Here is a 12,163-nt window from a genome sequence, read left to right on the forward strand (position 1 = left end):
GGGAGATGGACGAGAAGCGCACGGTCAGGACGAGCAGGATGCTGTCGCGGATCCTGCGGCACGAGCCGGAGCGGGTCGGGATCGCCCTGGACCCGGCCGGCTGGGTGCGGGTGGACGTCCTGCTCGGCGCGCTGGCGGCCCGGGGCACCCGGCTGACCAGGGCGGAGCTGGACCATGTGGTGGCGACGATCCCTCCTTGCCCGCCATCGGGCAGGAGGGGCCCATCCAAGCGCCGCTTCGCCTACTCGCCGGACGGCCTCTCGATCCGGGCCAGCCAGGGGCACACGGTGGCGGTCGACCTCGGTCTGGCCGCCACCGAGCCCCCGCCGGTGCTGTTCCACGGCACGGCGACCCGGAGCCTGGAGGCGATCCTCCGGGAGGGGCTGCGCCCGATGGCCCGGCAGGACGTCCACCTGTCCGCGGACTCCGACACCGCGACCCGGGTGGGCTCCCGGCACGGCCGCCCGGTGGTACTGCTGGTGGACGCGGCCGCGATGGCCGCCGCGGGCCACGAGTTCCGGGTGAGCGCCAACGGGGTCTGGCTGACGGACGCGGTGCCGCCGGAGTACCTCTCCCGGCGTCTTTGAGGCGTGTCCGGCGCCCCGGCCTCGTCGCCGGACCTCTCCGGGCGTACCGTGAGGTGGTCGTGCGGCGAGGCGCGCGGGTGCGTGGACGAGGGCGGTAGGGACATGGGCAAGAGCACCGGGGCAGGACAGGTCCACCGGATCACGGGGGCCCGCAGCAGCCTCACCGAGGACGTCCGGGGCCGCCAGCGCCGCTATGTGGTGTCGATGCTGCTGCGGACGGTCTGCGTCCTGCTCGCGGTGGTGCTGTGGGACGTGCAGCGGTGGCTGGCGCTCGCGGCGCTGGCGGGCGGGGTGCTGCTGCCGTACTTCGCGGTGCTGGTCGCCAACGCGGGCCGGGAGCGCGCGCCGGGGCTGCCGTCCACCTTCGACGTACCGCCGGAGACGCCGCTGATGCTGGGCCCCGGGGGCACCGGTGGCCGAGGGGCGAATGTGACTCACGGTGCCGATGGGGCGGGCCGTGTGCCCACCGATCCTTCACAGAGTCAGAACTGAGCGCCCGTTTTGCCCGGCTTTCCCACCCTTGCCTGAGCGGAAAGCTCAAAAGAAGCTCAGATTAATCATGCAAGACCTCCCCATACCCCTCCCCTACCGTGACATACTGCGTACGCGCTCCGCATCCCCCGTCGGAGCGACGGACCGACGCCGGGCGGCTCCCCCCGTGGCTGCCCGGCGTCGCCCATGCGTTCTCCGGATCCGGCCCCGGCGCTCCTCCGAGCACTCCTCCCGGGAGCAGGGCTCCGGAGCGTGACAGACTGGCGGTGACGATCACCCGCCGATCACCCCGATCCGCCGCCGATCACCCCCGATCACCCCGATCCGCCGCCGACCATCCGAGGACGACTCCGATGCTGCTCCCCGACGCCCCTCAGCCGCAGACCCCGATCTGCTCCGCCAAGGGCTGCCGCGCGGACGCCGTCTGGGTCCTGGTCTGGAACAACCCCAAGCTGCACACCCCGGACCGCCGCAAGACCTGGCTCGCCTGCGACGAGCACCGCGAGCACCTCTCCCAGTTCCTGGGTGTCCGCGGCTTCCTCAAGGAGGTCCTCCCCTTCGCCGGGTGGACCCCCGAGACGGGCTGAGCCGCCCGAGAGACCCTTTCTGGCCGAGACCCTTCCTAGCCGCCGATCGCCGACATCGGGCGGTCCGGCTGGTGGAACTCCGGGCTGTCGATCCCGGCGCCGGCCTTCTTGCCCCACATCGCCGCACGCCAGCGGGCGGCCACTTCCGCGTCGTCGGCGCCGGAGCGCAGGGCGGTGCGCAGATCGGTCTCGCCGGTGGCGAAGAGGCAGTCGCGGATCTGGCCGTCGGCGGTGAGCCGGGTGCGGTCGCAGGCGCGGCAGAACGGGCGGGTCACCGAGGCGATCACCCCGACCCGGCCCGGTCCGCCGTCCACCAGCCAGCGTTCGGCGGGGGCCGCGCCCCGGGTCGTGGAGGGCTCGGGGGTGAGGTCGAAGCGGGCGGACAGCCGCTCCAGGATCTCCTCGGCGGTGATCATCGAGGAGCGGTCCCAGCCGTGCTGGGCGTCCAGCGGCATCTGCTCGATGAAGCGCAGCTCGTAGCCGCGCTCCAGGCACCAGGCGAGCAGCGCGGGCGCCTCGTCCTCGTTGACCCCGCGCATCAGCACCGCGTTGAGCTTGACCGGGGCGAGCCCGGCGGCCTCGGCGGCGGCCAGGCCGTCCAGGACGTCCTGGTGGCGGTTGCGCCGGGTGAGGGTGTGGAAGGTCTCCGGGTCGAGGGTGTCGAGCGAGACGTTGACGCGGTCCAGACCGGCCGCGCGCAGCGCCGTCGCGGTCCGGGCGAGGCCGATGCCGTTGGTGGTGAGGGAGAGCTCGGGGCGCGGGTCGAGGGCGGCGCAGGCCTGGACGATGCCGACCAGTCCGGGGCGCAGCAGCGGCTCGCCGCCGGTGAAGCGGACCTCCTGGACGCCGAGGTCGCGCACCGCGATCGTCACCAGCCGGACGATCTCCTCGTCGGTGAGCAGTTCGGGTTTGGGCAGCCATTGGAGGCCCTGCTCCGGCATGCAGTAGGTGCAGCGCAGGTTGCACCTGTCGGTGAGGGAGACCCGAAGGTCGACGGCGCGGCGGCCGAAAGTGTCGAGCAGCACGGCGGTCCCTTCCCGAGTGAGGTGCCGCCTGGTGAGCGGCCGGCCCGGCCACCGTCACGGCGGGGGCCGGGCCAGCTTAGTCATCAGCCGTTCGTCAGTGGGCGCCCAGCCCGGTCAGTGAGCGGACCTCCAGTTCAGCGTACTTCGCCGGGTCGGCCTGTTCGCGGGAGAGCACGGTGCCGAGCCAGCCCGCGAGGAAGCCGACCGGGATCGAGACCAGGCCGGGGTTCTCCAGCGGGAACCAGTGGAAGTCGGAGTGCGGGAAGAGCGAGTTCTTGCCGCCCGAGACCACCGGTGAGAAGAGCACCAGGACCACCGAGCTGACCAGTCCGGCGTAGACGGAGCTGACCGCGCCGACCGTGTTGAACCGTTTCCAGAAGAGCGAGAACAGCAGGGTGGGCAGGTTCGCCGAGGCGGCGACCGCGAAGGCCAGGGCGACCAGGGCGGCGGTGTTGAGCTTGTCGGCGAACAGGCTGAGCGCGATCGCCACCGCGCCGATCCCGGCGGCGGCCCACTTGGCCACGTACACCTCCTGGCGCTCGGAGACCTTGCCGCGCCGGATCACGTTGGCATAGAGGTCGTGGGCGAAGGAGGCCGAGGAGGCGAGGGTGAGCCCGGCGACCACGGCGAGGATGGTGGCGAAGGCGACCGCGGAGATCACCGCGAGCAGCACGGCGCCGCCGGTGGTGCCCGCGCCGCCGCCCAGGTGCTCGGCGAGCAGCGGGGCGGCGGTGTTGCCGGCCGCGTTGGAGGCCTTGATGGTCTTCGGGCCGACCAGCGCGGCGGCGCCGAAGCCGAGCGCGAGGGTCATCAGGTAGAAGCCGCCGATGATCCCGATCGCCCAGAGCACGGACTTCCGGGCGGCCTTGGCGGTGGGCACGGTGTAGAAGCGGACCAGGATGTGCGGCAGGCCGGCGGTGCCCAGCACCAGGGCGAGGCCGAGGCTGAGGAAGTCGAGCTTGCTGGTGCCGGTGGCCCCGTACTTCAGTCCCGGTTCCAGGAAGGCGTTGGCCTTGCCACTGGCGTCGGCGGCAGCGCCGAGCAGGCTGGAGATGTTGAAGTGGTACTTGGCCAGCACCAGGAACGTCATCAGCGCGGTGCCGGCGATCAGCAGCACGGCCTTGACGATCTGCACCCAGGTGGTGCCCTTCATGCCCCCTATGGCGACGTAGAGGACCATCAGCGCGCCCACCGCGACGATGGTCCAGCGCTTGGCGCCGTCACCGCTGACCCCGAGGAGCAGGGCGACCAGGCTGCCGGCGCCGACCATCTGGGCGAGCAGGTAGAAGATCGACACCACGATGGTGGAGATGCCGGCGGCGGTGCGCACCGGGCGCTGGCGCATCCGGAAGGCCAGCACGTCGGCCATGGTGTAGCGGCCGGAGTTGCGCAGCGGCTCGGCGACCAGCAGCAGGGCGACCAGCCAGGCGACCAGGAAGCCGATCGAGTACAGGAAGCCGTCGTAGCCGAACAGGGCGATGGCGCCGGCGATGCCGAGGAACGAGGCCGCGGACATGTAGTCGCCGGAGATGGCGAGGCCGTTCTGGAAGCCGGAGAAGCCCCGGCCGCCGGCGTAGAAGTCGGCGGCGTCCTTGGTCTGGCGGCCGGCCCAGACGGTGATGCCGAGGGTGGCGAGCACGAAGATCCCGAACAGGGTCATCGTGAGGCCGCGGTGGTCGGTGGCGGATGTGGCGAGCAGGTTCATTCGGCGGCCTCCCGGGGGGCGTGGACGACGGCGCCGCGCGACTCGCGGATGGCGGCCGCGGGCGGATCCAGCCTCCGGGCGGCGTAGCGCGCGTACCAGGCCGCGATGGTGAAGGTGGTGGCGAACTGGAGCAGTCCGAGGACGAGGGCGACGTTGATGTGCCCGACGACCCGGGTGCCCATCAGGCCGGGGGCGTAGCTGGAGAGCAGGACGTAGAGCAGGTACCAGAGCACGAAACCGATGGTGACCGGAAACGCGAAGCTCCGGAACGAGGACCGGAGGCCGCGGAACTCGGCGCTCTCCTCGATGAGTTGGGTTTCGGTGACGGTGGTGTCGATCGGCGGCGATTCCACTCTGACTCCTCACTCGTTCGGCGTAGTGGTCGCACCAGTGGAACGATCGGACGTGAGCGGCGTCACAGTCCGGATGCGCGCCGCGCAATGCTAGGAGGGTGGCGCGTAAGCCGAAAGGGTTTGACCGTGACCAGCCAGACGTTCACCCCTCTGCACTAACCGATTGGCCGAAAACCACCTATCCGGGCAAACGAAAGGGGCGGCACCGGCCATTCGGCGCCGCCCCGATCACCCGTCAGGACCTCTTCGCGTCAGGCCCTCTGCGGAGGGCCCGGGATCAGAACTCGATCCGCACCTTCAACGCGGAGCGGTCGGCCATCGCCCGGTAGCCGTCCGGAACGCCGTCCAGGTCGACCGTGCGGTCGAAGACCAGTCCCGGCTCGATCGCACCGGACAGGACGTCGGGGAGCAGCTCGGGGATGTAGGCGCGGGCCGGCGCGACGCCGCCGTTGAGCGAAACGTTTCGGCCGAACATCTGACCGATGTCCACGCCCGCGCTGCCGCCGTGCGGCACACCCACGTAACCGACCGCGCCGCCGTCCCGGGCGATCGACACGGCGGTGCGCATCGACTCCTCGGTGCCGACCGCCTCCAGCACGGCGTGCGCGCCCTGCCCGCCGGTCAGCTCGCGCACCGCCTCGATCGCCGCCTCGCCGCGCTCGGCGACCACGTCGGTCGCGCCGAACCGGCGGGCCAGGTCGGTCCGGGCGGTGTGCCGGCCCAGCGCGATGATCCGCCCGGCGCCCAGCCGGTGCGCGGCCAGCACCCCGCACAGGCCGACCGCGCCGTCCCCGACCACCGCGACCGTGGAGCCCTCCCGGACCCGCGCCGAGACCGCCGCGTGGTGACCCGTCGCCATCACGTCCGACAGCGCCAGCAGGCCCGGCAGCAGCTTCTCGTCGCCCAGCGCCTCCTTGGGCAGCTTCACCAGGGTGCCGTCCGCGAACGGGACCCGCACCGCCTCGCCCTGCCCGCCGTCCGAACCGACCTCGCCCCAGAAGCCGCCGTGCGGGCAGGAGGTCTGCAGTCCCTCGCGACAGAAGTCACACGTACCGTCCGACCAGACGAACGGCGCCACCACCAGGTCGCCCGGGCGGAAGCCGCGGACCTCGGCCCCGGCCTCCTCCACCACGCCGAGGAACTCGTGCCCGATCCGCTGCCCGGCCACCCGCGAGGCGACACCGCGGTACGCCCACAGGTCACTGCCGCAGATGCAGGCGTTCACCACCCGCACCACGACGTCGGTCGGCTGCTGGACGACCGGGTCCGGCACCTGCTCGATCCGGATGTCATTGGGACCGTGGATGACGGTGGCGCGCATGAGGGTTCGTCCTTCGCAGAGGTGTCCGCAGGGGGTGACACGGACGACCGGAAAACAATCGACCAGATGTACGACGACTGCACCGCCCACTCTATTCCGGCCGGTCCCCGACAACATTCCGGACAGCGGCGGACCGGGTCGGACCCGGCCGGACCGGGGCGGACCTGGCCGGACCGCCCTTCGCGACCGCCGACGGGCCGTATTCTGTTGCACCATGTACGCGATCCAGCCCGAGACCCCCGGCGCAGCTCCGCGGACCGCCCCCCTCCCGGCCCAGCGGTCCGCCGCGCCCGCCGCCGGCTTCGCGGTGGTGGACGTCGAGACCACCGGCCTCGGTCGGACGGACCGCGTCATCTCGGCGGGCGTCTACCAGCTGGACGAGGAGGGCGAGGTCACCGACCACTGGTACACCCTCGTCAACCCCGAGCGGGACCCCGGCCCGATCTGGATCCACGGCCTCACCGGCGACCAGCTGGCCGGCGCCCCCACCTTCCCGGAGATCGCCGGCGAGTTCGCCGAGCGACTGCGCGGCCGGGTACTGGTCGCCCACAACGCGCTCTTCGACTGGAACATGATCTCCCGCGAGTTCTCCCGGGCCGGTCTGCACGCCCCGGTCGACCAGCGGCTGTGCACCATGGTGCTCGCCCGCGACCTGCGGCTGCCGCTGCCCAACGGCAAGCTCTCCTCGCTCGCCGAGTACTTCGGCGTCCAGCAGCGCCAGGCGCACAACGCGCTCGACGACGCCCGGGTCCTCGCCGAAGCCTTCCGCCCCAGCCTGCACCTGGCCCGCTCGGGCGGCGTCCCGCTGCCGCTCCAGTCCTGCGTGGCCGTCACCGACCTCGGCGAGGACGCGCCCGCCTCCCCCTCCCGGGCCTCCTGGACCGGCGCGGCCTACCGCCAGGCCAAGAAGCGCCCGCCGTGCCCCTACCCCAACCCGGGGCGCTGGCAGGACGGCAGCCCGCTGCTCCAGGGCATGCGGGTGGCCTTCACCGGCGACACCGCCACCGACCGGGAACTGCTGGAGGACCGCGCCGTCGAGGCCGGCCTGCACATCGCCACCTCGGTGAGCCGCCTCACCAGCCTGCTGGTGACCAACGAACCGAGCAGCTGGAGCGGCAAGGCCCGCCGGGCCCGCGAGCTCGGCACCCCGGTCGTCGGCGAGGACGCCTTCCTCCAACTGCTGCGTGAGGTCGCCCCGCACCCCGGTGCGTGAGCCGGTTGTGAACAGGGCGTACCGTGCCCATGTGTACCGTTTTCTGCTCTCCCGGCGCTGGCTGGCCACCCTGCTGGTCGCCCTGCTGCTGATCCCCACGACCGTCCGGCTGGGGTTCTGGCAGCTGCACCGCCACGAGGCGCGGGTGGACCGCAACGAGCTGATCGCCCGGTCCCTCACCGACCCGCCCGTCCCGTTCGACACCCTGTCGGCGGCGCCCGGCTTCGCCGTCCCCAAGGACCTCACCTGGCGGACCGTGACGGCCACCGGGCAGTACGACCCGGCACACGAGTTCGTGGTCCGCAAGCGGACCGACTCCAGCCGGGACAAGATCGGCTACTTCGTGATCACCCCGCTGGTGCTCGCCGACGGCGCGGGCACCGTCCTGGTCAACCGGGGCTGGGTGGCCTCCGGCACCTCCGCCGTCGACTACCCAGCCGTCCCCGCCGCCCCGGCCGGCCAGGTCGCCCTGACCGGCCGGCTGCGCGCCGACGAGGCCGCCACCGGCAGCCTCAAGGACCGGGCCGGACTGCCGGACCGGCAGTTCAACCTGATCAGCTCCACCCAGCAGGCCAGGGACACCGGCGCCGGCCTGCTCGGCGGCTACCTCGAGCTCACCGCCACCGAGCCGGCCCCGGCCGACCAGCCCGAGCTGCTGCCCGAGCCCAACCACTCCGACATCGGGCCGCACATGGCGTACGCGATCCAGTGGTGGCTGTTCACCGCGCTGATCCCGGTCGGGTTCGTCGTGATGGCCCGGCGCGAGGCCAAGGACCGCCGCAAGGAGGCCGCCGAGCGCGAGTGCCTGCCGGTCGCCGTCCCGGCCTGAGCCCCCGGCCGGCGGAGCACGTCCGCCGGTGTCGGAACACCTCCGCCGGCGTCGGAGCACGTCCCTCCGGTGTCAGAGCACGTCCTCCAGGTCGCGCAGCAGCCGGGCCTTGGCCCGCGCGCCCACCACCGCCTTCACCGGCTCACCGCCGCGGAACACCATCAGCGTCGGCATCGACAGCACCCCGTAGGCCGCCTGGGTCTCCGGATTGTGGTCCACGTCCAGACTCACCACGGTCAGCCGGTGCGCCTCCTCCCGGGCGATGTCCGCCAGAACGGGCGCCATCTGACGGCACGGCGGGCACCAGTCCGCCGTGAAGTCCACCAGCACCGGCCCCTCGGCGGCCAGCACCTCGGCGGCGAAGGTCTCGTCCGTCACCGCTGCCACTCCCGCGATCCGCATCATGCGCTACCTCTCCCCTGTGTTCCCGTCGGGGGCCGCGGACGCGGCCCACTCGCACTGCGGCGGCTCCGCGGCGGCTCCCGCCGCCAGCGCGTCGCGCTCCCGCTCCGCCCGGGCGAACTGCTCGGACACCTGGGAGCGGACCTCCTGCAGCCGGACGATGCACTCGTCCAGCTCGGACAGCTTCTTCCGGTAGACCTCCAGCGAGGCCGGGCAGGAGTCGCCGTGCGGATGCCCCGCCTGCAGGCACTCGACGAACGGCCTGGTCTCCTCCAGCCCGAAGCCGAAGTCCTGGAGGGTGCGGATCTGCCGGAGCAGCCGCACGTCCTCCTCCCCGTACGCGCGGTACCCGTTGCCGGCCCGACGGGCCGGGAGCAGCCCGAGCTGCTCGTAGTACCGCAGTGCCCGGGTGGTCGTCCCCGCCCGCTTCGCCAGTTCACCGATCCGCATGTCCGGACCCTGCCCTTCCGGCAGCCGTCCGAACGCCGCCAGGACCGACGGTAGACCTTGACGCCGACGTCAACGCCAGCGGCGGCAGTGGCGGCGGTGCCAGTGGCGGCCGGCCCCGCCGCGCCCCCTACCTCCGGCCCCGGCCCACCCGGCAGGATGTCCCCATGGATCTTGGACTGCAGCACAAGGTGTACGTGGTCACCGGGGCGACCCGGGGCCTGGGCCTGGCGACCGCCCGCGAACTCGCCGCCGACGGCGCCCGGGTACTGGTCACCGGCCGCTCCGCCGCCGCCGTCGACACCGCCGTGGCCGAGCTGGCCGCCCTCGGCGACGGGCCGGACGCGGTGCACGGCCTGGTGGCCGACAACGCCGACCCGGGCACCGCCGAACGGCTGGTCGCCGCGGCCGTCGAACGCTTCGGCCGCCTCGACGGCATCCTGATCAGCGTCGGCGGACCGCAGGCCGGACCGGTCGCCACCGCCCCCGAGGAAGCCTGGCGGGACGCCTTCGAGTCGGTCTTCCTCGGCGCCCTGCGGATCGCCCGCGCCGCCGCCGCGACCCTGGGCGAGGGCGGAGTGATCGGCTTCGTGCTCTCCGGATCGGTCCGCCAGCCCATCCCCGGCCTCGGCATCTCCAACGGCCTGCGCCCGGGCCTGGCGATGGCCGCCAAGTCACTGGCCGACGAGCTCGGGCCGCGCGGCATCCGGGTGGTGGGCCTGCTCCCGGCCCGGATCGACACCGACCGGGTCCGTGAGCTCGACGCGCTCGGCGGCGACGCGGAGGCCTCCCGCGCCCACCACAGCGCCGCGATCCCGCTCGGCCGCTACGGCACCCCGGAGGAGTTCGGAAAGGTCGCCGCGTTCCTGCTCTCCCCCGCCGCCTCCTACCTCACCGGTGTGATGGTCCCGGTCGACGGCGGCGCCCTGCGCGGCCTCTGAGCCGCCTCCGGGCGGGCGCCGGGCAGCCTACGGACCGGGGCCCCGGCCGACGGTCCCCGGTCAGGCCACCCGCGGCCGCTTGCGCCGCCGGTGCTGGCGCCCGGTGACCTCCGGCCGGGCCGCGACCACCCGGATCCGCAGCTCCGCCGGCAGCTCCGGCAGCCCCAGACTGGCCCGCGCCCCGGTGCGCGGGCCGGTCTCGAAGTGCTCGGCGAGCGCGGCCGGATCCCCGCCCGGCGTCATCCGGACGGCCGCCCGCAGCCGGGGGTGCCGACGCCCGCGCACCAGCCGGACGCCCACCCGCTCGACCTCCGGCAGGGTGACCGCGCCGCTCTCCACCGCCTCCTCCAGGGCCTTGGTGCGCAGCCGCAGCCGCAGCCCGGACACGCCCGGCGTCGGCAGCAGGACGGTCGTCGGGCCGCTGCGGCGCAGCTGCGCCAGCAGCCACCAGCCGGTACTCAGGACCACCACCGAGAGACCCCCGATCACCACCGGCCACCACCAGGACCGGTCCTCCCAGCGAGTACGCGCGCGGGCTCCGAACACCGGCCGGTCGGGCGAGGCGAGCGGCCACCGGGACGGCGGGTCCAGGCCGAGGCGCCGGTACAGGTCGAGCCCGCCGACCAGCGCCAGCAGCCCGGCCGCCAGCAGCACCGCCCCGACCATCCCCAACAGCAGCCGGTTGACCACGGTCCGGCTCACTCGCCACCACCGCCGCGCACCGGACCCTGCGGCGGGCCGCCCTCCGCCGCACTTCCCTCCGCAGCGCCGGCCTCCGCCGCACTGGCCTCCGTCGCACTTCTCTCCACCGCGCCGGCCTCCACCGCACTTCCCTCCGTCGCACTGCCCTCCCGCACCGGCTCCTCCTCCAGCACCGGACCGGCCCCGGCCCGCCGCCGGCCCGCCGTCCGCACGTCCAGTCGCAGCGGCCCGGCCAGGGTGACCGCCGCCAGCTCGGCGCGCAGCTGCCGCTGTACCGAGGCCGGATCGGCCGGTCCGACCAGCGCGATCCGCACCCGACGCCGGTTGATCCGCACCTTGAGGTGCTCGACGCCCGGCAGCCCGGCCGCCCGGTCGGCCAGCAGGGCGGCCACACCGGACCGGTCGATGGCCGCGGCGGTGTCCCCGTGCGGGCGCAACGGCAGCCAGCGGCCCAGGCCGGGGGCGAGCGCGAGCCACAGCAGCCAGCCGCCGAGCAGGGTGGTCGCCCCCGCGCCGAGAAGCACCGCGAGATCGTCCAGGTGCCGGGTGGCCAGCTCGTCGGCGAGGTCCGTACGCCACTGCCGGGCCGGCTGCCCGGTCCGGACGGCCACCACGTCGTACAGCAGCGCCAAGGCCAGGATCAGCAGCACGGTGGCCACCACGACGGCTGCCGTGGTGCGCGGCGCCCTCAGCCGCCGCACCTTCGGCGCCGGTCCGGCGGCCTCGCCCTCCGGGGCGTGCCCGACCGGCGGCGGCGCCCCGGCCCCGCCGCTCACGCACGCCCCACGGGGCCCGGACGGCCGGTCCGGCGCACGACGAGGTCGGCCCGCCGCACGGCGGGTCCGGTCATCCAGCAGCCGCCGTGGCAGGCCGGTCCGCCGCCCGGCCCCGGCCGGATCCGGCCCCAGCCCGGTCCGGTGCCGCCGCAGCGGCCACCGCCGGTGGCCCAGACCGCCCGTCGGCCCACCCCGGCGCTCCGCCAGGTGCTCATCCCGCCACCTCCGGCACCAGGTGCTCGACCACCACGACGACCTCGGCCACCCGGGTTGCGGTCAGCGCGCGGACGTCGGCGCTGATCCGGTCACGGACGGCGCGGGCCAGGGCGGTGAGATCGGCGGGGAAGGGCAGGTCGACGGCGACCCGCACGGTGACCGGGGCGCTCGGCGCGGACGGGCCGGTCACCGAGACCGTGGGCGGTCCGCCGCGCGCGGTCCGGCCCCGCCAGGCGTCGGCGAGCGCCTCCCGGGCGGCCCTGGCGGCGATCCGGGCGTAGACCCGGTCGGCGATCCGCAACCGACCGCGCGTGCCGGGCTCCCCGTGCGCGGGCGCGGGGACGAGGGCCGCCATCAACGGCGCCGGTCGCGACTGCGCAACAGGTCGCCGAGCTCGCCGAGTTCGATGTCGCCCTCCAGCAGACGGCCGACCACGAATCCGACCACCCCCAGCGCGGCCACCAGCAGGAAGGCCGCGAACCCGCCGAAATATCCGGCGAAGCCCAGGGCCATTCCCACCACCAGGCCGACGATGGCCAGGTTCATGCGTTCCACCTCGTCTTCTGC

Annotated in this window: 17 protein-coding genes; 6 read left to right on the forward strand and 11 right to left on the reverse strand. The window is 74.0% G+C overall.

Annotation, left to right across the window (positions count from 1 at the left end):
• Window positions 1-5: 5 nt before the first annotated feature.
• The 3 genes from SM793_RS22675 to SM793_RS22685 all read left to right on the forward strand — a co-directional run bounded on the left by SM793_RS22675 (window position 6) and on the right by SM793_RS22685 (window position 1,666).
• Entirely contained in the window at window positions 6-587 is a 582-nt protein-coding gene (locus tag SM793_RS22675; RefSeq protein ID WP_320440094.1) for an RNA 2'-phosphotransferase, read from the forward strand.
• Between the two features lie 102 nt (window positions 588-689).
• Window positions 690-1,079, forward strand: coding sequence for a DUF3099 domain-containing protein (locus tag SM793_RS22680; protein ID WP_320440095.1), 390 nt, complete (start codon window positions 690-692; stop codon window positions 1,077-1,079).
• A 353-nt stretch (window positions 1,080-1,432) separates the two neighbouring features.
• Window positions 1,433-1,666 (forward strand): hypothetical protein, encoded by a 234-nt coding sequence (locus SM793_RS22685; protein WP_320440096.1) that lies wholly within the window; start codon window positions 1,433-1,435, stop codon window positions 1,664-1,666.
• Window positions 1,667-1,701: 35 nt separating this feature from the next.
• Here SM793_RS22685 and moaA read toward each other — a convergent pair whose 3' ends face one another.
• The 4 genes from moaA to SM793_RS22705 all read right to left on the reverse strand — a co-directional run bounded on the left by moaA (window position 1,702) and on the right by SM793_RS22705 (window position 6,070).
• The gene (moaA, locus tag SM793_RS22690; protein WP_320440097.1) at window positions 1,702-2,691 is read right to left on the reverse strand and encodes a GTP 3',8-cyclase MoaA; all 990 of its coding nucleotides are present in this window, start codon (window positions 2,689-2,691) and stop codon (window positions 1,702-1,704) included.
• A 94-nt stretch (window positions 2,692-2,785) separates the two neighbouring features.
• Window positions 2,786-4,396, reverse strand: a complete 1,611-nt coding sequence (locus SM793_RS22695; RefSeq protein ID WP_320440098.1) for a cation acetate symporter — start codon at window positions 4,394-4,396, stop codon at window positions 2,786-2,788.
• On the reverse strand, window positions 4,393-4,749 hold the full coding sequence (locus tag SM793_RS22700) for a DUF485 domain-containing protein (RefSeq protein WP_320440099.1): 357 nt from the start codon (window positions 4,747-4,749) through the stop codon (window positions 4,393-4,395). The genes SM793_RS22695 and SM793_RS22700 overlap by 4 nt, the downstream gene beginning before the upstream one ends.
• Before the next feature lie 277 nt (window positions 4,750-5,026).
• A complete protein-coding gene (locus SM793_RS22705) occupies window positions 5,027-6,070 on the reverse strand; it encodes a zinc-dependent alcohol dehydrogenase family protein (RefSeq protein WP_320440100.1) in 1,044 nt (347 codons plus the stop codon).
• 214 nt (window positions 6,071-6,284) lie between these two features.
• Between SM793_RS22705 and SM793_RS22710 the strand changes: the two genes are divergently transcribed.
• Together SM793_RS22710 and SM793_RS22715 are read left to right on the forward strand one after the other, a co-directional pair.
• Entirely contained in the window at window positions 6,285-7,283 is a 999-nt protein-coding gene (locus SM793_RS22710; protein ID WP_320440101.1) for a DEDDh family exonuclease, read from the forward strand.
• Between the two features lie 31 nt (window positions 7,284-7,314).
• A complete protein-coding gene (locus tag SM793_RS22715) occupies window positions 7,315-8,112 on the forward strand; it encodes an SURF1 family protein (RefSeq protein WP_320440102.1) in 798 nt (265 codons plus the stop codon).
• 72 nt (window positions 8,113-8,184) lie between these two features.
• Here the strand turns inward: SM793_RS22715 and trxA are convergent, their stop codons facing one another.
• Both trxA and SM793_RS22725 read right to left on the reverse strand, forming a co-directional pair.
• Complete coding sequence (gene trxA, locus SM793_RS22720; RefSeq protein WP_320440103.1) at window positions 8,185-8,517, reverse strand: thioredoxin; 333 nt, start codon at window positions 8,515-8,517, stop codon at window positions 8,185-8,187.
• A gap of 3 nt (window positions 8,518-8,520) precedes the next feature.
• Window positions 8,521-8,964 carry a MerR family transcriptional regulator gene (locus SM793_RS22725; protein WP_320440104.1) on the reverse strand — a complete coding sequence of 148 codons (444 nt, stop codon included), beginning with the start codon at window positions 8,962-8,964 and terminating at the stop codon, window positions 8,521-8,523.
• Window positions 8,965-9,128: 164 nt separating this feature from the next.
• On the opposite strand from SM793_RS22725, the gene SM793_RS22730 reads away from it, so the two are divergent.
• Entirely contained in the window at window positions 9,129-9,902 is a 774-nt protein-coding gene (locus SM793_RS22730) for an SDR family oxidoreductase (protein WP_320440105.1), read from the forward strand.
• A gap of 60 nt (window positions 9,903-9,962) precedes the next feature.
• On the opposite strand, the gene SM793_RS22735 is transcribed toward SM793_RS22730, so the two are convergent.
• The 5 genes from SM793_RS22735 to SM793_RS22755 are packed head-to-tail and all read right to left on the reverse strand — an operon-like array spanning window position 9,963 to window position 12,142.
• Window positions 9,963-10,604: an alkaline shock response membrane anchor protein AmaP gene (locus SM793_RS22735; RefSeq protein WP_320440106.1), complete on the reverse strand. Its 642-nt coding sequence runs from the start codon at window positions 10,602-10,604 to the stop codon at window positions 9,963-9,965.
• On the reverse strand, window positions 10,601-11,380 hold the full coding sequence (locus SM793_RS22740) for a DUF6286 domain-containing protein (protein WP_320440107.1): 780 nt from the start codon (window positions 11,378-11,380) through the stop codon (window positions 10,601-10,603). The genes SM793_RS22735 and SM793_RS22740 overlap by 4 nt, the downstream gene beginning before the upstream one ends.
• Window positions 11,377-11,595: a hypothetical protein gene (locus SM793_RS22745; protein ID WP_320440108.1), complete on the reverse strand. Its 219-nt coding sequence runs from the start codon at window positions 11,593-11,595 to the stop codon at window positions 11,377-11,379. Before SM793_RS22745 ends, SM793_RS22740 begins: the two co-directional genes overlap by 4 nt.
• Entirely contained in the window at window positions 11,592-11,951 is a 360-nt protein-coding gene (locus tag SM793_RS22750; protein ID WP_320440109.1) for a hypothetical protein, read from the reverse strand. Before SM793_RS22750 ends, SM793_RS22745 begins: the two co-directional genes overlap by 4 nt.
• A complete protein-coding gene (locus SM793_RS22755; RefSeq protein WP_030398276.1) occupies window positions 11,951-12,142 on the reverse strand; it encodes a hypothetical protein in 192 nt (63 codons plus the stop codon). The genes SM793_RS22750 and SM793_RS22755 overlap by 1 nt, the downstream gene beginning before the upstream one ends.
• Window positions 12,143-12,163: the final 21 nt, after the last annotated feature.

It is taken from the genome of Kitasatospora purpeofusca (genome assembly GCF_034043715.1).
GTDB lineage: Bacteria > Actinomycetota > Actinomycetes > Streptomycetales > Streptomycetaceae > Kitasatospora > Kitasatospora purpeofusca_A.